At 71.0% G+C, this 19,021-nt stretch carries 13 protein-coding genes; 9 read left to right on the top strand and 4 right to left on the bottom strand.

Features of this window, described 5'->3' with window-relative positions; translation table 11 throughout:
• Positions 1 to 4: 4 nt before the first annotated feature.
• Positions 5 to 1,393 carry an L-lysine 6-transaminase gene (lat, locus tag OG230_RS24560; RefSeq protein ID WP_328905888.1) on the bottom strand — a complete coding sequence of 463 codons (1,389 nt, stop codon included), beginning with the start codon at positions 1,391 to 1,393 and terminating at the stop codon, positions 5 to 7.
• 329 nt (positions 1,394 to 1,722) lie between these two features.
• On the opposite strand from lat, the gene OG230_RS24555 reads away from it, so the two are divergent.
• The 5 genes from OG230_RS24555 to OG230_RS24535 all read left to right on the top strand — a co-directional run bounded on the left by OG230_RS24555 (position 1,723) and on the right by OG230_RS24535 (position 10,696).
• Positions 1,723 to 2,934, top strand: a complete 1,212-nt coding sequence (locus OG230_RS24555; RefSeq protein ID WP_328905887.1) for an aminotransferase class V-fold PLP-dependent enzyme — start codon at positions 1,723 to 1,725, stop codon at positions 2,932 to 2,934.
• A 63-nt stretch (positions 2,935 to 2,997) separates the two neighbouring features.
• A complete protein-coding gene (gene amaB / locus OG230_RS24550; RefSeq protein ID WP_328905886.1) occupies positions 2,998 to 4,533 on the top strand; it encodes an L-piperidine-6-carboxylate dehydrogenase in 1,536 nt (511 codons plus the stop codon).
• Between the two features lie 52 nt (positions 4,534 to 4,585).
• Positions 4,586 to 6,046 carry an MFS transporter gene (locus OG230_RS24545; protein WP_328905885.1) on the top strand — a complete coding sequence of 487 codons (1,461 nt, stop codon included), beginning with the start codon at positions 4,586 to 4,588 and terminating at the stop codon, positions 6,044 to 6,046.
• Positions 6,047 to 6,253: 207 nt separating this feature from the next.
• Positions 6,254 to 10,225 carry an SGNH/GDSL hydrolase family protein gene (locus tag OG230_RS24540; RefSeq protein ID WP_328905884.1) on the top strand — a complete coding sequence of 1,324 codons (3,972 nt, stop codon included), beginning with the start codon at positions 6,254 to 6,256 and terminating at the stop codon, positions 10,223 to 10,225.
• Positions 10,226 to 10,303: 78 nt separating this feature from the next.
• Positions 10,304 to 10,696, top strand: a complete 393-nt coding sequence (locus OG230_RS24535; RefSeq protein WP_328905883.1) for a hypothetical protein — start codon at positions 10,304 to 10,306, stop codon at positions 10,694 to 10,696.
• 48 nt (positions 10,697 to 10,744) lie between these two features.
• On the opposite strand, the gene OG230_RS24530 is transcribed toward OG230_RS24535, so the two are convergent.
• Positions 10,745 to 11,911 (bottom strand): P1 family peptidase, encoded by a 1,167-nt coding sequence (locus OG230_RS24530; protein ID WP_328905882.1) that lies wholly within the window; start codon positions 11,909 to 11,911, stop codon positions 10,745 to 10,747.
• A 213-nt stretch (positions 11,912 to 12,124) separates the two neighbouring features.
• On the opposite strand from OG230_RS24530, the gene OG230_RS24525 reads away from it, so the two are divergent.
• A complete protein-coding gene (locus OG230_RS24525; protein ID WP_328905881.1) occupies positions 12,125 to 12,805 on the top strand; it encodes an NUDIX hydrolase in 681 nt (226 codons plus the stop codon).
• A 56-nt stretch (positions 12,806 to 12,861) separates the two neighbouring features.
• Here OG230_RS24525 and OG230_RS24520 read toward each other — a convergent pair whose 3' ends face one another.
• Both OG230_RS24520 and OG230_RS24515 read right to left on the bottom strand, forming a co-directional pair.
• The gene (locus OG230_RS24520; protein ID WP_328905880.1) at positions 12,862 to 13,731 is read right to left on the bottom strand and encodes an enoyl-CoA hydratase/isomerase family protein; all 870 of its coding nucleotides are present in this window, start codon (positions 13,729 to 13,731) and stop codon (positions 12,862 to 12,864) included.
• Positions 13,732 to 13,739: 8 nt separating this feature from the next.
• The gene (locus OG230_RS24515) at positions 13,740 to 14,486 is read right to left on the bottom strand and encodes a phytanoyl-CoA dioxygenase family protein (protein WP_328905879.1); all 747 of its coding nucleotides are present in this window, start codon (positions 14,484 to 14,486) and stop codon (positions 13,740 to 13,742) included.
• 510 nt (positions 14,487 to 14,996) lie between these two features.
• On the opposite strand from OG230_RS24515, the gene OG230_RS24510 reads away from it, so the two are divergent.
• From OG230_RS24510 to OG230_RS24500, 3 genes are read left to right on the top strand one after another with little or no spacing between them, the layout of a single operon-like run.
• Complete coding sequence (locus tag OG230_RS24510) at positions 14,997 to 16,445, top strand: B12-binding domain-containing radical SAM protein (RefSeq protein WP_328905878.1); 1,449 nt, start codon at positions 14,997 to 14,999, stop codon at positions 16,443 to 16,445.
• A gap of 2 nt (positions 16,446 to 16,447) precedes the next feature.
• Positions 16,448 to 17,872 carry an aldehyde dehydrogenase family protein gene (locus OG230_RS24505; protein ID WP_328905877.1) on the top strand — a complete coding sequence of 475 codons (1,425 nt, stop codon included), beginning with the start codon at positions 16,448 to 16,450 and terminating at the stop codon, positions 17,870 to 17,872.
• A gap of 38 nt (positions 17,873 to 17,910) precedes the next feature.
• Entirely contained in the window at positions 17,911 to 19,020 is a 1,110-nt protein-coding gene (locus tag OG230_RS24500) for an AMP-binding protein (RefSeq protein WP_328905876.1), read from the top strand.
• Position 19,021: the final 1 nt, after the last annotated feature.

The raw sequence follows: 19,021 nt of genomic DNA, 5'->3' as shown, positions 1-19,021 counted from the left end.
TGCGTCAGGCGAGGGGCTCTGCGACGCTGAGCGCCAGCGCCTCCAGTGCCTGGTCGATCTCGCTCTCGGTGATCGTCAGCGGCGGGCGGAACCGCAGACTGCGGTCGCCGCACGGCAGGGCGATCACCTGGTGGTCCTGGTACATCCGGCGCAGGACCTCGTCTCGGGCCCGGGTGTCGGGCAGGTCGACCGCGCGCATGAGACCGCGGCCACGGGCGTTGGTCACGACGTCGGAGTGCTTGACGGCGATGGCTTCCAGGCCGTCGCCGAGGTAGGCGCCGAGGCGGCCCACGGACTCGAAGAGCCGTGTCCGCTCGATCGTTTCGAGGATCCGGGTGGCACGGACCATGTCGGCGAGGTTGCCGCCCCAGGTCGAGCTGATCCGGGACGAGACGGCGAAGACGTTGTCCGTGACCTCGTCGATCCGGCCGCCGCCCATCACGCCGCAGACCTGGGTCTTCTTGCCGAAGGCCACCAGGTCGGGGGTCAGGCCGAGTTGCTGGTAGGCCCAGGCGGTGCCCGTGATTCCGCAGCCGCTCTGGACCTCGTCGAGGACGAAGAGTGCGTCGTACCGGCGACAGAGGCGCTCCATCGCCTGGAGGAAGCCGGCGCTGAGATGGTTGTCGCCGCCCTCGCCCTGGATCGGTTCGGCGATGAAGCAGGCGATCATGCCGTCGGCGGCGACGAACGCCTCCTCGGCGGCGCGCAGTGCCTCCTGCTCGGCCTCCTCGTTGGACCGGGCGTGCTCGGCGAGCGGGTGGCGGAGCGCGGGCGACGGGATGCGCGGCCAGGAGAACTTGGGGTACCGGGTGGTCTTCGACACCTCGGTGTTCGTCAGCGACATGGTGTAACCACTACGGCCGTGGAAGGACCGCTCCAGGTGCAGCACCTGGAGCCCGTTGACGGCGTCGTCGTCGAGGCCCAGCTTCTGCGCCTTCCAGTCGAAGGCCGCCTTGAGCGCGTTCTCGACGGCCAGCGCGCCGCCGTCCACGAAGAAGAGATGCGGCAGGGCCGGGTCTCCGAGCACCCGGGCGAAGGTCCTGACGAACTCGGCGTACGGAATCGTGTACAGGTCCGGGTTCGAGGGCTTGTTCACCGCCGCGGCGGCGAGCTGCCGCATGAACGCCTCGTCGTCGGTGACGCAGGAGGGATTCATGCCGAGCGGCGAGGACGCAAAGAAGGAGAAGAGATCGAGGTAACGATTTCCGGTGACGCCGTCGACGAGCCAGCTACCCGAACTCTCCGACAAATCGAGAACGAATCCGTAGCCATCCACGAGAACGTGCGGCTCAAGTGCGCGATGGACGTCCCCGGCTTTCAAGGACGCTTTATCAGGAATTCCCGAACCGGAAATTCCTTCTTGTTCACCCGTTGTTGACGTTGCCACAGACATTGCGTCTCCCAGTGTCGTCCTCGGTGAAACCGGAGAGGCGTATCCGCGGCGCACTCCCAGGTCAGCGCACCATTTCTAGGACCAGAAACTCTTGACGTTCTCTCCCGAAGCTCTTGCGGCACTCTTTTCGGACGAGTGTCGTCCGGTAAGGAACGGTGGCCAGGAAGAGGTATGGACAGAACCAGGATGATGCCTACACTGACGTGGCCCGCCTGCAGCGTGTAACGCGTGAAAGCATTTCGGACCGGCTCGGGAAATGTCGGCAGGCCCCTGTTCTGTCTTATGTGTCCGTCTTATGTGTCCGTTGTCTATGGACGGGAGAACACCAGATGGCCGATACCGACTGGGCCGGTGCCCGTGAGCAGATGCTGCTCGACCCCACCGTCGTCAACCTGAACACCGGCTCGGGCGGGCCCCTGCCCCGCCGCGTCTTCGAGCGCGTCACCGCTCTGCGCAGCCGGCTCGCCCACGAGCCGATGGACTTCCTGCTGCGCGACGTCCCGCCGCTGCTGTGGCGGGCGCGCGAGTCCATGGCCGCCTTCGTCGGGAGCGAGCCGCACCGCCTGGCCCTCACCACCAATGTGACCGTGGCCGTCAATCTGGTGGCGTCCTCGCTGCGGCTCGACGCTCCGGGCGAGATCCTGATGAGCGACCACGAGTACGCGCCGATGCGGTGGTGCTGGGAGCGGGTGGCCCGCGAACAGGGTCTGACCGTACGGACGTTCCGGCTGCCGGAGATGCCCGGTGACCCCCAGGAGATCGTCGACGCCGCGGTCGCCGCGATGGACTCCCGGACCCGGCTGCTCTTCTTCAGCCATGTCGTCTCCCCCACCGGGCTGGTGATGCCGGCCGCGGAACTGTGCGAACAGGCCCGCCGACGCTCCGTCCCGACCATGATCGACGGCGCCCACGCACCGGCGTTCACCGCGCTGGACCTGGCCGCGCTGCCCTGCGACTTCTACGCGGGCAGTGGCCACAAATGGCTGCTGGCGCCCACCGGCGTCGGATTCCTGCACATCGGCGCGGGACAGGAGGAGACCCTGCGGCCCTCGCAGGTGAGCTGGGCCCACCATCCCCCGGCCGGGAGCCCGTTGGACGAGCGCGACCGGTTCGGCAGCACCCCCCGCCTGCGCAGACTCGAGTGCGAGGGAACGCGGGACATCTGCCCGTGGCTCACGCTGCCGGAGGCCATCGGCTTCCAGGCGGAGCTCGGACACGACAGAATCCGCTCACGTATGCGCGAGACGACGGACTACGCACGCCACCGCCTCACCGGCTGGTACGGACTGGAACCGGCCACGCCGGCTTCGCCCGACCTGTCCGGCGGGATGGTCGCGTTCCGTCTGCCCGGAGATACGGACGCGGACGCACTGCGCCGCGGTCTCTGGGAGCGGTTCCGGATCGAGTCGGCCGTGGCCGAGCATCCGGACGGGCCCCTGATCCGGGTCTCGTCGCACTTCTACACCACCGAGGCCGAGATCGACTGCTTGGCGGAGGCGCTGAAGGAGTTGCAGGACCGAGGATCAACACCTCGGAAGTAGTGGAAGCTCCGGGTGCCGTCCGCGAACCGGCCGGCACCCGGCACGATCGACCAGGAGTCGGCAATGGTTACCGCAGTCAGCAGCACCGAAGAGATACGCGTCCGGGCGGAGAACGCCCTGGCCAGGTGCGGAGTCGAACTCTCCGCGATCAAGGGCGACGCCCTGACCGCCCGCACCCCGGTCACCGGCCAGGACCTGTTCGGTCTGCGCGCCGACACCCCGGCGGACATCGACCGGGCCGTCGAGGCGGCGCACGCCGCGTTCCTCGACTGGCGGACCACCCCGGCGCCGGTGCGCGGCGCGCTGGTCAAGCGGCTCGGCGAACTGCTCACCGAGCACAAGGAGTACGTGGCCGACCTGGTCACCGTGGAAGCCGGCAAGATCCGCTCCGAAGCGCTCGGCGAGGTGCAGGAGATGATCGACATCTGCGACTTCGCGGTGGGGCTGTCGCGGCAGCTCTACGGCCGCACCATGCCCTCCGAGCGCCCCGGCCACCGGCTGATGGAGACCTGGCACCCGCTGGGCGTGGTCGGCGTGATCAGCGCCTTCAACTTCCCCGTCGCCGTGTGGGCGTGGAACGCCGCGGTGGCCCTGGTCTGCGGTGACACCGTGATCTGGAAGCCGTCCGAGCTGACCCCGCTGACCGCGCTGGCCTGCACCGCGCTGCTCGACCGCGCCATCGCCGAGACCGGCGCCCCGGCCCACCTCAACCAGGTCGTGCTCGGCGGAGCCGAGGCCGGTACGCAGCTCGTGGACTCCCCGCTGGTGCCGCTGGTCAGCGCGACCGGCTCGACCCGGATGGGCCGCGAGGTCGGCCCCCGGGTGGCGGCCAGGTTCGGACGCACCATCCTCGAACTCGGCGGGAACAACGCGGCCGTGGTGACCGCGTCGGCCGACCTCGATCTCACCCTGAACGCCGCCGTGTTCGCGGCGGCCGGCACGGCAGGCCAGCGGTGCACCACGCTCCGCAGGCTGATCGTGCACGCCGATGTCGTGGACACCGTGGTCGAGCGGCTCGCCGCCGCGTACCGCCGGCTTCCGGTCGGCGACCCGTTCCACGAGTCCACCCTCGTCGGGCCGCTGGTGAACGAGGCGGCGCACGCCCGGATGCGCGAGTCCCTCGACCGGGCGGTCCAGGAGGGTGGCACCGTGGTCGTCGGCGGTGAGCGGCAGCTCACCGACGCGGCTCCGGACGCCGGATACGTACGGCCCGCCCTCGTACGGATGCCCGCGCAGACCGCCGTCGTCCGCGAGGAGACCTTCGCGCCCATCCTGTACGTCCTCACCTACCGGGACCTCGACGAGGCGATCCGGCTGCACAACGACGTACCGCAGGGGCTGTCCTCCGGGATCTTCACCGCGGACCAGAGCGAGGCCGAGCGGTTCCTCGCGGCGGACGGCGCGGACTGCGGCATCGTCAACGTCAACATCGGCACCTCGGGGGCCGAGATCGGCGGCGCGTTCGGCGGCGAGAAGGAGACCGGCGGCGGCCGGGAGTCCGGCTCCGACGCCTGGCGTGCCTACATGCGCCGCGCGACCAACACGGTGAACTACTCGGGCAGGGTGGCGCTCGCGCAGGGCGTGGACTTCTCGCAGTAGAGCGGCAGAGACGTACGGCACGGTCCTGGCTGAACGGCTCCTGGGGAGGGACATGCGTGGCGGATCCACCGCCACGTCGACGCTCGCGTTGGCGTGTGCGGCACAGTTCATCGTTCTGTTCGACGTCTCGGTGATCACCGTCGCGCTACCTTCGATGCAGAAGGAGCTCGACTTCGACCCGGCGAACCTGCAGTGGGTCGTCAGCAGTTACGCCCTGGCGTTCGCCGGACTGCTGCTCCTGGGCGGTCGGCTGGGCGATCTGTACGGGCACCGGCGCGTCTTCCTCGTCGGCCTCTCGGTGTTCGTCGTCGCCGGGACGGTCGGCGGGCTGGCCTCGTCGCCCGCGATGCTGATCGCGGCGCGGGCGGCGAAGGGCGTCGGGGCGGCCGTGCTCGCCCCGCTCGCCCTGACCATGGTCACCACCACGTTCGCCGAGGGGCCGCGGCGGACCAGGGCGCTCGCGATCTGGACCGCGGTCAGCCTGGCCGGCGGGGCGTCGGGCAATCTCTTCGGCGGCCTCCTGACCGAGTACCTGTCCTGGCGCTGGGTGCTGCTGATCAACGTGCCGATCGGGATTCCCCTGCTCCTGCTGGCCGCCCGGCTGCTCAAGGGGCGCACCGCTCCCCCGCGGCAGGTCAGGCTCGACCTGCCCGGAGCGGTGCTGGCCACGGTGGGGGCGGCCCTGCTCACCCTCGGCATCGCCCAGGCCCGTGTCCACCCCTGGACCGACCCCGCCACCGCCCTGCCCCTCACCGGCGGTGTCGTCGCCCTCGCCGCCTTCGTGGCGGTCGAGAAGTGGCATGCCGCCCAACCCCTTGTCCCACGCGGCCTGTTGAGGCTGCCGGGGGTGGGCTGGGGCAACGTGGGGATGATGCTGGCCGGAGCGGGCTTCCACATCCCGATCTGGTACTTCCTGACCCTCACCATGCAGGGGGTGCTGCACTACAGCGCCGCGCAGACGGGTCTGGGCTTCCTGCCGCACACGGTGGTGATGCTGCTGGTCGGGCTGTTCCTGACCCCGTGGCTGATGCGGTACGTACAGGCCCGCGTCCTGATCGCCTCCGGCGCGCTCGTCGCGGCGGCGGGCTTCGTGTGGCAGAGCGGTATCGGTCCGGACAGCGGTTACGTCGGCGGCATACTCGGGCCGGCCGTGGTGATCTCGTTCGGCGGCGGCCTCGTGAGCACCCCACTGACGCTCACGGTCACCTCCGGTGTCGGGCCCACCGAGGCCGGAGCCGCGTCCGGACTGGTCAACACCTCACGGCAGTTCGGCGGCGCGTTCGGCCTCGCCGTCCTGCTCACCCTCACCACCGGCGGCACCGCGGGCTCCCCCGAAACGCTCATGGAGAGCTACGGGAACGCCTTCCGGGCCATGGCCGTGATCCTGGTGGCGCTCGCCGCGATCGCTCCCCTGCTGCCCGCCCAGCGGCACCTGACCCGCAAGGGACAGGAGGCATCCGCGCAGGGCGTGGACATGCGGAAGGGAGGAGAGCGTCAGAAGAGCACGCGGTGACACGATGGCTCGAACGAGCCGTATCAACAGCGGTCGAGGTCTGACGATCTCCCGCCTCACATCAAGGTCTCCGCCCCCAGGGAGCCTGTCCTCGTGTGCCTGCGGGTGCCGGTTCCCGGGTGCGGTCACGCGCCCTGTTCCGGGCGCGAACACCAGGTAAAGGACGGGAACTTGAGACGCAGCGTTTTAAGACATGCGCGTGTTTCGGTGGCCGCTGTCGTCGCTGTCGCGGTGGCCTGCGGAGTCGGGACGACGCAGGCGTACGCGGACGCGGTGCCACCGGGAGCGGCGAACGGCTGGTCGTCACCTGCCGCGCCCTCGGCCAAGGGGACGGACCCGGGGGTCAGACCCGGCTCGGTCCCCGCGAAGCAGCGCGCGGAGGTGCTGGGCAAGGACTACCGGTCGTCTTCGGACCGGGCGTTCACCACGTCGGGTGACGGCTCGGGCTTCCATGTGATGGTGGCCGACGAGAAGGACGGCTACGGGTGGAAGACCGCCGCCTCGCTGTCCGAGCCGGGCTTCGACACGGACACGTGGATCGGCAACGCCTGCCTGACGGAGTCGGGCCGGTACGCGGCCGTGGCGTACGCCCCCCGTACGTTCACGAACAAGCCCGACCTGATGAGCCGCGGCGCGTTCACCGCCATCGTGGACCTGAGCAACGGCAAGGTCCGCAAGCTGCCCTTCCAGGCCACGCTGGCCTACTTCTCCCCGGGCTGCGGCACGGGCGAGGACGTGGTGTTCTCCCAGTTCACCGACGAGAACACCTCGAAGAAGAACCAGACCCGGCTGGTCCGGGTCGCGGCCCGCACGGGCACGGCCGCCCGGACGACCGTGTCCGGTCAGGCCACCTCGGCGGTTCCGGTCGGCAGCGAGATCGTCGCCGCGCGCGGCCGGCAGGTCGTGAAGATCGACGGGTCGACGGTGCGGACGGTCGCACTCACCCACGCCCCGCCGTTCCAGTTCAAGCCGGACGCCGACGGGGGTGTCACCTTCATCGACCGCCTTCCCGGCGGCAAGAAGGCGTCCTCGGCCGACGACCAGGCAGCCGTCTCCCGGGTCACGGCGGCGACGCTGCGGACCGCGAACGGAAAGGGCCGGGCCACCCAGCTCGCCCAGGGCGCCCTGAGCCGGTTCGACCTCGCGCGTACGCCCTCGGGCGCGGTGTTCGTCACCGGTGAGGCGCGCAGCAAGGGGGCGCTCCCCGGCGCCGTGCGCAACCCGGGCGGCATCGACAAGGACGCCCGGATCTCCAGCCGCGGCGCCGCCGCGGTGACCACCGCGTGGGCGGACGGCAAGGACTCGCGGGTCTCGGTGAAGGACGCCGCAGCACCCCGCGCCGCCCGGATCACCCTGAAGGCACTCGACACGGGCGAGACGGCCGTTCTGGACGCCGCGCCCGGCAACCGGATCGGCGACGCGAGCGCCCAGCGCTCCGCGACCGCGACGAGCCCGGCCCTGCCCACGGCGCCGAAGTCCGGCGGGGTCTCGACGATGGCCACGCCGATCGACGCGGACCGCACGTGCTCGGTGCCCAGGAACGACGTGAAGAAGCAGGCGTTCCAGCCGACCCCGCGGCAGATCGAGTGGGCCGTGGACCAGGCCGTCGTCGGCCAGCTCAACAAACATGTGACCCGGCCGGCGAACTGGAAGAACACCGGCATGGCGGCGTACGCGCCGCAGTCGCTGTTCCCCCTGACGCCCCTGGCGGGCGGCAGCGGCGCCGACTGGCACGTACCGGCGCAGGTGATGCTCGGCGTGACCGCGCAGGAGTCGAACATGTGGCAGGCCACCCGGTACGCGGTACCGGGCGTCTCGGCCAACCCGCTGATCGGCAACTTCTACGGCATCGCGTACTCCTCCGACGGTGAGCAGGCCGACCCCTGGCTCATCAACTGGAGCAAGTCCGACTGCGGTTACGGCGTCACGCAGGTCACCGACGGCATGCGGCTCCCGGGCAAGGGCCAGCCGACGAAGACGGTGGCGCAGCAGGAGGCCATCGCACTCGACTACGCCGCGAACATCGCGGCGGGCGTGAACATCCTGATCGAGAAGTGGAACCAGACCCGGGCCGACGGGCTGACGATCAACGGCGGCGACCCGAAGTACATCGAGAACTGGTTCTTCGCCCTCTGGGCGTACAACAGCGGTTACTACACGCAGGCTTCGTCCGGCACCACCTCCGGCAAGTGGGGCGTGGGCTGGACGAACAACCCGGCGAACCCGCTGTGGAAGGAGAACCGCACCCCCTTCCTGGAGGACTACGCCGGCTACGACGACTACAGCCACGCCGCGCACCCGCAGGACTGGCCGTACTCGGAGAAGGTGATCGGCTGGGCGGCACGCCCGATCTCGGCGATGTTCAAGCCCGGCGACTTCCAGCCCGGCTACCGGGCCGCCTGGTGGACGTCCACGGCCAACCGCACGACGGCCAAGCCGCCGATCAGCCTGTTCTGCGACAGCAGCAACGACTGCAACCCGTCGAAGATCGGCACCGGCGCGACGAACGACACCGGCGGCGGCCCCTGCCTGCTGCCGGGAGACCCGAGCAGCTCGGACCCGCTGTACCTGAAGTGCTGGTTCCACAAGTCCGTCACCTGGAAGAACTGCACCTCCAGCGCCATGTGCGGGCACCCGCTCCACCGGTTCGACGACACCTATCCGGAACAGCCGGACGAGAACTCCTACCCGCCGCGGTGTTCGGCGGGGCTGCCCACCGGAACGAAGATCGTCGACGATGTGGCCAACGGCGTCACCCCTGTGGGCTCCCCGACACGCACCTGCGGCGCGATCGCCTCGTCGGGGTCGTTCAACTTCGACTTCGGCACGGCCTCGTCCCGGATCGATCTCCATCAGATCGGTGCGGGGAACGGAAACCACTTCTGGTTCACCCACACCAACAAGAACGGGACGACGGACGCCACCCGGCTGAAGACCACCGGTACCTGGACGCTGGGGACGGCGGACCGGGGCTGGATGCGGGTCTGGGCGCACATCCCCGACCACGGGGCACACACCCGTCAGGCGGCCTACACCGTGGGCGGCACCAACTCCACCAGCCCGAAGCGGGTGAAGCCCCAGCGCCTGCTGGAGAACAAGTGGGTGTCGCTCGGCGCCTTCAACTTCACCGGGACCCCGACGGTGGCGCTGTCGAACGTGACGGAGGACGGCAAGGGCACGGAGGACGTGGCGTGGGACTCGGTCGGCTTCGAGCCGCTGGGTGCCAAGCCGACCAACCAGGTCGTCGCCATGGGCGACTCCTACTCCTCCGGTGAAGGCGCCTCCGAGAACGGCGGCGACGACTACTACACCGAGTCCGACTACTACGACGCGCAGAACCCGGACACCGAGAACAACTGCCACCGGTCCAAGTACGCCTGGTCCCGGCAGGCCACCCTGCCCGGCTACGCCAAGTCCATCGGGCAGATGGCCGACGACCGCGACAAGATCATGGACTACCAGTTCATCGCGTGCTCCGGTGCCCGTCACTACAACATCCTGAACAAGGGGCAGAACAGCGAACTGCCCCAGATCCAGCAGGGGTACCTCGACCAGAACACCACCCTGGTCACCTTGTCCATCGGCGGCAACGACGCCCGGTTCGCCGACATCATCAAGGAGTGCGTCACGGCCGGGACCGTGTGCAACAACAACTCCATCGGAGCCGTCAACCCGGACAACGGGAGCGACACCGGCGGCTCGACCGGGCCGCTGGACCAGTGGGCACCGAAGTGGCTCAACGAGCAGATCCGGCCGCGTCTGACCGGCATGCTCAACGAGCTCCACAAGAAGGCGCCGAACGCCAAGATCGTGCTCATGGGCTACCCGAAGCTCCTTGAGGGCGTCGGGGGCTGTGTCCTCGGTATCGGTACCGAGGAGGCGCCGTGGCTGAACAGCATGGCGGACACGCTGGCCAACGAGATGCAGGGCGCCGTCGACGACGCCAACCGGCTCTACGCGGCGAAGGCGGTGTTCTCCGACCCGCGCGACGAGTTCGCCGGCAAGGCGATCTGCGGTGATCCGGAGACGGTGCACGGCATCGTGCTCTCCGGTCACGCCAAGGCCGACGCACGTGACCCGGACTGGCTTCCGGGCAACATCGCACCGTCCATGAAGTCGTTCCACCCGAAGATCGCGGGTGCGCGACTGTACGCCGACAGCCTGCAACACACGCTGTAGGAACCTGGGAAGGGGCGGGGACCTGAGTACACGTACTCAGGTCCCCTGCCTGTGTCATGAAAGGCTGAAGGTATGACGATGACGGCGGGAATCCGTACCGCTCGTGGGGTAAAGGGCGCCGGCGTATCGGCGGTGGCCGCCACCGTCTGCTACCTGATCTGGTCGGGGGGCAGGGACTGGGCGTCCGCAGCGCGGGACGCCGATCCGGACGCGATCCTCGCGGGTTCCGTCGAATCCGTGCTGGCGCTGATCGCCGGGGTGGTGTGCATGCCGCTGCTGCTCTGGGCCGGGATGCGTCTACTGCGGGAGCGCGGCAATCACCTGCTCGTGGTCGCCGCCACCGTGGTGTGGTTCTTCCTCGGTGGCCATGTGGTCGAGGACGCCGTCGACGGGCTCGTCACGGCCGTGTTCCTCGCCCTGTTCGCGGTGCTCGGCGGCCTGCTGTCGCTGGTACGGACCCCGGCCACGTAGCAGGACCCGGACAAGGAGCAGGACCCCGGCGCTCCCGCTCCTGACCGGTCAGCCGTACAGCTCCCGGTACGAGGGGAAGTCGCCGCCGGGGCCGTCGACGCCCTCCGCGGCCAGGGCCGCGTGCACGACGGCCCTGGTGAGGACGTCGGCCCCCGCCGCGAGCACCGCGTTGAGTTCCATGGCTTCCAGGTGCGCACCCCAGCCGGAGCGGTCGCTGCCGCCGCCGGACGCCTCCGGGCTCTCGGGCACCAGCGGCAGGCGACCGGTGGAGAGCGCGAACACGGTGTCGCCGTCGGTGAGCAGATGCACCGGCCGTACCGCGCGGGCCAGTCCGTCGTGGGCGGTGCCTGCCAGCTTCTGTGCCTGCGAACGGGTCAGCGTCGCGTCGGTGGCGACCACGGCCAGCGTGGTGTTGAGCGGCTGCACCGCGCCCGCCTGCCGCCGCCGGGTCTCCTCGCGGGCCGCCGCCACCCGCTCGCCGGCCCGGGTGTGCCGCTCCTCGTCCGGAGGACCGGCGGGCAGCCCGCGTGCCAGGAACTCGTCGCCGAGTCCCGTCCGGGCGCCGTAGAGCACGCCGGTACCGGGGTCGAGCAGCGAGCCGGCCGCGTTCACCACCGCCAGCGCCGCCACGGTGGCCCCGGACGGCAGCACCACGCTGGCCGTCCCGACACCGCCCTTCACCCCGCCGGCCACCGCGCCGGTGCCCGCACCGACACAGCCCTGCGGCACCGCGGCGCCCTCCGCCGTACCGTCGGCCGCTTCGACGGCCGCGCGGCCGAGCTCCGCACCCGGGCGGGCCCGCCACTGCCCGCCGCGCCCGAGGTCGAAGAGGGCGGCGGCGGGAACCACCGGGACCACCTGGTCCGCTCCGGGCCCGACGCGGAAGCCGCGCCCCCGCTCCTCCAGCCACTGCGCCACGCCGCCCGCCGCGTCGAGCCCGAAGGCACTGCCGCCGGTGAGCACCACGGCGTCGATGCGCTGCACCAGGTTGCGGGGGTCCAGGGCGTCGGTCTCCCGGGTCCCCGGTCCTCCGCCGCGCACGTCGACGGCCGCCACCGCACCGCCCTCGGGCGCGAGGACCACGGTGACGCCGGTCAGCCAGCCGTCCCCGGTCCGCTCCGCGTGGCCCACCCGCAGCCCCGCGACGTCCGTCAGCGCGTTCATCGGCCCGGTGACCGGCGGTCCGGCCCCGTCCGTCCCCTGACGCACACTCATCCGCTGTCCTCCCCGAGACGCCCCTGCGGCGCGATCACTTCACGGTACCCGGGAGGCAACGCCCCGCGGCGTCCCCAACTGGCGTGCCGCCGCGGTGGATCGGGAGTGATGCCCCGAGTGCATCGCGGTGCGTCGTAAAGGGCATGACCGATTCCCCGCCAATGCCGGTGGAGACCGCCGCCGGGGGCCCGCGGCTCGCCTACGCTGGCGGCCGTGGCTCTCGATACGGGACATCCGCCCGGACCCCAAGTGCCCTCCTGGCTGGCCGAGGTGGCCTCGCTGGCCGCCCGTGACAGCGCTCCGGAACTGGAGCGCTATACCGCGCGGGGCCCGGCCTCGGGCCGTTCCTCAGCCGTCCTCGTCCTGTTCGGCACCGGGGAGAACGGGCCCGATCTGCTCTTCCTCCGCCGCTCCGGCGCCCTGCGCGACCACCCGGGACAGGTGTGCTTCCCCGGCGGCTCCGTGTGCCCCGACGACCGCGACGCGGTGCACACCGCCCTCCGCGAGACCGCGGAGGAGGCCGGTCTCGACCATGCGGCCATCCGCGTCGTCACACCGTTGCGACCGCTGTACCTGGCCTGGAGCGGATTCTCGGTCACCCCCGTGCTCGGCTGGTGGGAGGGCGGCACCGCACCGGCGAGCGACGGCAGCGAGATCGTGTCCGTGCACCGGATTCCCGTACGGGAGCTCGCCGATCCGGCGGGCCGGCTGCGGGTGCGCATGACCGCGGGCTACACCGGGCCGGGCTTCCTGGCCGGGGACCTGTTCCTCTGGGGCTTCACCGGCAGCCTGGTCGCCTGGCTGCTGCGGCTCGCGGGGTGGGAACAGCCCTGGGACACCACCCGGGTCGAGGACCTGGCCGACGCCAAGCGCCGCTACGGGGGCGTGAGTTGAACCGCCCCCGCACCGGCGCTCGGCGTCGGTGCGGGGGCGCCGTGAAGCGAGAGCGGTCAGCCGGCCTCGCCGCGTCGGGCCGCGCGTTCGCGCTGTCCCTCGCGGAATCCGTCCACGGGCCCGGTGGAGCCCCGCATCAGGGCCAGGTACTCACGCGTCTCCACCGCGACGGCCTCCTCGACGGAGACGCCGAGACCGCCCATGACGGCGGCCTTCAGATGACGCAGGCAGTCGCCCGGCATCGCGGCCAGCGTGGTGGCGAGCGCGGTGGTCTCCTCGCGCAGCCGGTCCTTCGGTACGGCCCGCAGGGCCAGACCCGTCTGCACGGCCTCGGCGGCCGACAGCCAACGGCCGGTCAGGAGCATCTCCATCGCGGGCTGGAGTCCCATCTTGCGGACCGCCCGGTGGGAGGCCCCGGCGCCCGGCATATGGCCGTACGGGGTGTGGACGTCGCCGATCCGCGCCTCCTCCGAGATCAGCACCAGGTCGCAGGCCATGGCCAGCTCGAAGCCGCCCGCCCGCGCCTTGGCCTGCACCATCGCGATGGTCGGCATGGGCAGCCGCTCCAGGGCGAAGGCCACCCGGTTCATCCGCGCGAGGTAGACCTCGAACACCTCGGTGTCGCCCTTGTCGCCCGCCAGCACCTCGCCCAGGAACCCCAGGTCGCTGCCGATGCAGAAGGCCCGGTCCCCGGCGCCGGTGAACACGAGCACCTTGGTGACCCCGTCGTCAGCCACCCGGCCGAAGGCGTCGATGAGTTCGTGGTGCATGCGCTCGTTGGTGGCGTTGAGCCGCTCGGGCCGGTTGAGGGTGACCCAGGCGATGCCGTCGGCGCGTTCCAGCAGGATCGTCTCGTACGTGTCCGGGTGGAGACCGGCGGGGCCCGCGGGCGGGGTGCCGGTGTCCGTTCCGGTATCGGTGGTCATCGGACCGCTCACCGGATGAGGTCTGCGGCGAGCGGGTAGTCGGTCATCGGCCGGCCGCGCACCGTCGTGTCCGCCCGCACGAAGACCAGCGAATAGGCCCGCCGGGGCAGGTCGGTGAGGTTGGGTCCCGAGCCGTGCAGGGTGTTGATGTGGTGGACCAGGGCGCTGCCGGCGGGGATCGGATACGGCACCGTCTCCTGGTCGGTCACCGCCTCGACGAGGACCGCGCCCTCCTCCGGGCGGATGTGCTCGACCCGGCCCAGGCGGTGGGTGCCCTTCACGTAGTGCACGCAGCCGTTCTCCAGCGTGGCGTCGTCCAGGGCCATCCAGATGGTCACGGCGTCCGGCGGGTCGAGGTGCCAGTAGCGGTTGTCCTGGTGCAGCACCAGGCGGCTGCGCTCGCCCTTGCCCGCGGGCTTGTAGAAGGAGTGGTCGCGGAAGAGCCGTACCGGCCCGCCGAGCAGCGCCTCCACGCGGGGCACCAGGTCGGGGCGGCGGATCTGCTCCTCGCAGACGGGGTCGTTCTGCCAGATGCCGATCTTCTGGAGCAGGGCCCGGTCGCTCGGCCTCTCCTGCGTCTCGGACAGGTCGAGGACCCCGTCGGCGGGCTTGTCGCCCTCGTCGAAGAACGCCCGCTCCATGGACGCCCGCAGGGCGATCACCTGAGCGGGCGTCAGGACGTTGTCCCAGCGGATCACTCCGTCCCGCCAGAACGTCTCGCGGTCGGCCTCCGGGTCCGACGTCACGGTCGTCACGTCCGCTGCATCGGCCGGTCGCTGGAAAGCGGTCATCGGTACCTCTCAGAGCGCGTGCAGGGTCACATCGGTCTGCTGAACTCCGCAGCGATGCTGCCACAGAGCCGGCCCCCGGCACAGAAGCCGTTGGCGCATCACCGCGATGCGCCGAAGGCATGGCCGGAGGCGGTGAACACGCCCATGCCACGGCTGTGCGGGGGCGACCCGTTAAAGGCATTGGACGGCGCCGGAGGCCCGTGGTGGGCTGGAGCACACGTGCCGGTCCAGCTCTTCCAGCACCGCTGCAGATCGACCGGACTCGCGTCCGGGCACGCCGTCACGCCGGGCCAGACGCCCGGCGGTCACCCCCCATCCTTGATCACCCGCTGACGACCGGAGCAGGCCCACCGTGTGAGCACACGGGCCGCACGCACAGCACGATCTCCAGCCACAGGCCCCGTGTGCACGCAGGCTGCGGGCGGTCAGCCGGGCCGCGCCTGAGGACTGTCCACTCGCAGGAGGCAGACAAGCATGCAAGTTCTTCTCGTGAACGCTCGCCGGTCGGCGTACTCAGGGGAGTCGATCTCCGCACCGCAGTTGGGGCTGCTGTCCCTGGCCGCCGTACTGCGCGAGGGCACCTTCCACGACACCGCGGGCACCGACGTCCACTTCATCGACGACCAGCTCTTCGTCCTGCAGAGGCCGCTCGCCACGCCGAACGAGCCCCTGCGCGGTTACACCCCGGACATCGTCGGCATCCAGGTGCTGACCTCCAGTCTCAAGAACGGCGTCAAGCTCGCCTCCGAGGTGAAGCACCACCACCCGAAGGCCCTGACGGTGCTGGGCGGTGTCGGCGCGACCCCGCTGGCCCGTCAGCTGGTCGAGGACGGCTCCGCCGACGTCGTCGTCAAGGGCGAGGGCGAGGTCACCTTCTCGCACCTGGTCCACGAGTTCGGCAACAACGGCCGCAAGAACCTCCACAAGGTGCGCGGGATCGTCTTCCGCGACGACGACGGCAAGGTCGTCGAGACGCCTGCCGCCCCGCAGGTGATGCGCCTGGACAAGCTGCCCATGCCGGCCCGCGACCTGGCCGACATGGAGCGGTACCGGACGATCTCCCGCGGCCGGGCCGGCAACGTCGTCACCGCCCGCGGCTGCTCGTACGCCTGCGCCTACTGCTACTCCAAGCACCAGTGGGGTGTCGGTCAGCGCCGGCACAGCGCCGGGCGCGTACTGGCGGAGATCCGCGAACTCGTCGAGGTGCACGGTTTCGACCGCATCCGGATCGAGGACGACGACTTCGTCGAGGACGTCCCGCGCATGCAGGAGCTGTGCCAGGCCATCGAGGACTCCGGCCTCCAGGGCAAGTTCGAGTGGGAGGCCAAGGCCCGGCCCGACCTGATCGACGACGACATGGCGAAGATGCTGCGCAAATCCGGCTGCTTCCGGCTGCTGGTGGGCGTGGAGACGCTGGACTGGTCGCTGCTCAAGCGTCTGGGCCGGCCGGTCAAGGTCGCGGTCACCGAACGGGCCCTGGACTCCCTGGGCAAGGCCGGGATCGGCACGCAGGCCACGATGATCCTGGGCATCCCCGGCGAGACCGACGAGGCGATGCGCTCGACCATCACCTGGCTGCAGGCCCGGCTCGGCGACAACCCCCACGACATCGTCTCGCCGTGCTTCTTCGTGCCGTTCCACGCCGACCTCGAAAAGGACATGGCGAAGCGGGTCGAGTTCACGGTCGAGACCAGTGACACCGACTGCTACACCGGGCACGTCCCGGTGACCTCCAGCCCGGGGGCCTCCATCGACGAGCTGTGGAAGCTCTACGACGACATGACCCCGACCCGTAAGGACGGCCAGTACAAGCGCATCGCCTTCCTCGCCAACCTGAAGACCGTGCAGACGCGCCTCGGTCTGATGGACGGTGGCGCACCGATGGCCAAGGAGCCCGCGGCCCTGGTCCCGGAGGTCCAGTGACGATGCTCACGACAGCGGCCGGGACGGCCTCCCCGGCTGTCCCGGGCACTGCGGGCACCCTGGACGTCCCGGCGTACTCCGGCTCCCGGCCGGTGATGTCGAACCGGCCGGGACGGCTGGACGACGGTGCCGGGCGGCAGGTGGCCCGGCTGGGCAACGCCGGGCGGCTGGTCCAGTTCGGGATGGCGCAGGAGGCGGAGAAGACGGCCCGGGTACTGCGCGGGATCGCCGACGACGCCTGGTTCGGTCTGCTGCGCGACGCCGCCGCCCGGGTCAGCGCCCGGCTGGACGGCGGCGAGCTCGACCCGTGGCTGCGGGCGCTGTCCGCGGCGACGGGTCTCCCGTCGCGGCGGGCGGCGCGCGGGGTCCGTACGGTCGCCGAGGACCTGGGGCGCATGGAGGAGATCCTCGCCGCGCAGTCCCCGGACGGCACCGTCGCCGCGTACCGGACGGGCGGCGACGACCCGCGGTGGAGCTGGCGGCCCGCCGGGCGGTCCGTGCACGTGCGGGTGCCCGACAACTTCCCGACCATCGGCGTCGAGTGGCTCCAGGCCCTGGCCGCACGCCGTCCGGTGCTGCTGAGCACCTCGGCCCGGGACCCGTTCACCGCGACGCTGTTCACCGAGGCGCTGTACGCGGCCGGGCTGCCGGACAACGCGGTCTCGCTGGTGCACGGCGACGCGCCGGCCCTGCGCCGGCTGGCCGACCAGGTGCTGTGGCCCGGCGAGGAGGTCCCCGGCGACCTCGCTCCGGGGAAGGTCAAGACGTATCACTACGGCCGCAGCCGGGCGCTCGTCGGTGCCGACGGGCCGAAGGACGCCTGGGAGCGGCTGGCCCGGGAGGCGTTCGCCGGCTGCGGGCGGCTGTGCACCAACATCAGCTCCCTCGTCGTGCTCGGCGACGCCGAGGAGGCGGCCGGGCAGCTCGCGCGGGAGTTCGCGACGCGTCCGGTGCTGCCGCTCGACGACCCGTCGGCCGCCGTGCCCGCCTTCCCGGACCGCGCCGCGCGGGACGCGCTGGCGACCCGGATCGAGCGGGAGATCGCGGCCGGCGCGGTCGACGTCACCGAGGCCGCCACCGGGGTGCCGCTCCGGGTGGATCTCGACGGGGTGGCGTATCTGCGTCCCACGGTGCTGCTGCTGGACGCGGGTTCGCCGCTGTTCGGGACGGAACTGCCGTTCCCGTTCACGGCGGTGGCGCACGTCCCCCGCTCGAAGGCGGTCGCGGCCTGCGCGGGTTCGCTGATCGTGTCCGTGGTCGGCGAGGCGGGCGGGCTGGTACGGGCGCTCGCCGAGGAGCCGGGCGTCGACAAGGTCTTCGGCGGCGAGCAGTTCGACCGCGGCTACGACCCCCACGATCCGCACGAGGGGTATCTGGCCGACTTCCTGTTCAAGAAGAAGGCAGTTCTGCCGGGCACCTCCGCGTGACCGGCGGCAGGAACAGCATCAGAGAAGAGGGATCCGCCATGCGAAGTCCGAGCGAGTCGGTGCTCCGTCCGATCACCGATGACGACGTTCGCCGGACCGTCCGCCTCCACTTAGACCCCCGGCATGGCACCCCCTACTGGCTGGAGCGGGACCGGCGCCTGGGCACCAACGCCCTGGAGAAGGTCCGCAGCCTCCAGGACGCCATCACCCTGCTCGGGCTGACGGACGGCGCCGACCAGATGCACTACGAGGAGGCGTCGCGGCGGACCCCGCTGGAGAACTTCGTCCCGCGGTCGGTGCTCGGCGAGGGCGGCCCGCTCTGGGCCGCGCAGACCGGCGGCACCACCGGGCCCGCCAAGCACGGCACCTGGGGCGCCCGTTACTGGGCGGACATCCTGGAGTTCTCCGACGAGTTCCTGGATCTGCACGGAGTGCCGAGGAACACCAACTGGCTGTTCGTCGGACCGATGGGCCCGCACACCACGGGCCGGCTCGTCGTCGCGTTCGCGGAACGCCGCGGCGGCATGTGCTTCTCGATCGACCTCGACCCCCGGATCGTGAAGATCTTCGGCGAGGAGGGCATGACGGCCGCGTACGACCGGTACGTCGAGCACATCTGGGACCAGGTGGCGGAAGTGGTCCGGGCGCAGGACATCGGGGTGGTCTTCTGCACCTCACGGCTGCTGGACATGCTCCCCGAGCGGCTGGGCACCGAGGCGCTGGTCGGAGTGCGGGCCATCGTGCACGCCGGTACGACGATGGAGCCCGACGCCCACCGCCAGCTGCGCGAGGAGGTCTTCCCCGGGGTGCCGGTCGTCGGGATGTACGGCACGTCGACCACCGGCATCAACTGGCAGAAGCCGTTCGAGGCGGAGGACGACCACCGGGTGGTCTACGTCCCCTGCCGGCCGCACGTCGCGCTGGACGTCATCGACGAGCACGGCGCCGAGGTGCCGTACGGCGAGGAAGGCCGGGTGCGGGTCTGGCGGCTGACCGACGACGCGCTGGTGCCGGGCTTCCTGGAGCGCGACCGGGCGCGCCGGGTGCGCCCGTACGGGGTGGCCGCCGAGCGCTACCCCTGGCCCTGGCTGGGGGATCCGTACTCCCCGGAATTCACCGAAGGACGACGCGTCGAAGGGGTGTACTGAC

This window comes from Streptomyces sp. NBC_00234 (genome assembly GCF_036195325.1).
Classification (GTDB): domain Bacteria; phylum Actinomycetota; class Actinomycetes; order Streptomycetales; family Streptomycetaceae; genus Streptomyces.
The sequence above is the reverse complement of the archived record's forward strand: the minus strand, read 5'-3'. Positions and strand labels throughout refer to the sequence as shown.

What these genes read in the sequence shown, in the direction of transcription:
- lat (WP_328905888.1), bottom strand. Translation starts at nt 1,393, where the DNA reads ATGTCTGTGGCAACGTCAACAACGGGTGAACAAGAAGGAATTTCCGGT.
- OG230_RS24555 (WP_328905887.1), top strand. Translation starts at nt 1,723, where the DNA reads ATGGCCGATACCGACTGGGCCGGTGCCCGTGAGCAGATGCTGCTCGAC.
- amaB (WP_328905886.1), top strand. Translation starts at nt 2,998, where the DNA reads ATGGTTACCGCAGTCAGCAGCACCGAAGAGATACGCGTCCGGGCGGAG.
- OG230_RS24545 (WP_328905885.1), top strand. Translation starts at nt 4,586, where the DNA reads ATGCGTGGCGGATCCACCGCCACGTCGACGCTCGCGTTGGCGTGTGCG.
- OG230_RS24535 (WP_328905883.1), top strand. Translation starts at nt 10,304, where the DNA reads ATGACGGCGGGAATCCGTACCGCTCGTGGGGTAAAGGGCGCCGGCGTA.
- OG230_RS24530 (WP_328905882.1), bottom strand. Translation starts at nt 11,911, where the DNA reads ATGAGTGTGCGTCAGGGGACGGACGGGGCCGGACCGCCGGTCACCGGG.
- OG230_RS24520 (WP_328905880.1), bottom strand. Translation starts at nt 13,731, where the DNA reads ATGACCACCGATACCGGAACGGACACCGGCACCCCGCCCGCGGGCCCC.
- OG230_RS24510 (WP_328905878.1), top strand. Translation starts at nt 14,997, where the DNA reads ATGCAAGTTCTTCTCGTGAACGCTCGCCGGTCGGCGTACTCAGGGGAG.
- OG230_RS24505 (WP_328905877.1), top strand. Translation starts at nt 16,448, where the DNA reads ATGCTCACGACAGCGGCCGGGACGGCCTCCCCGGCTGTCCCGGGCACT.
- OG230_RS24500 (WP_328905876.1), top strand. Translation starts at nt 17,911, where the DNA reads ATGCGAAGTCCGAGCGAGTCGGTGCTCCGTCCGATCACCGATGACGAC.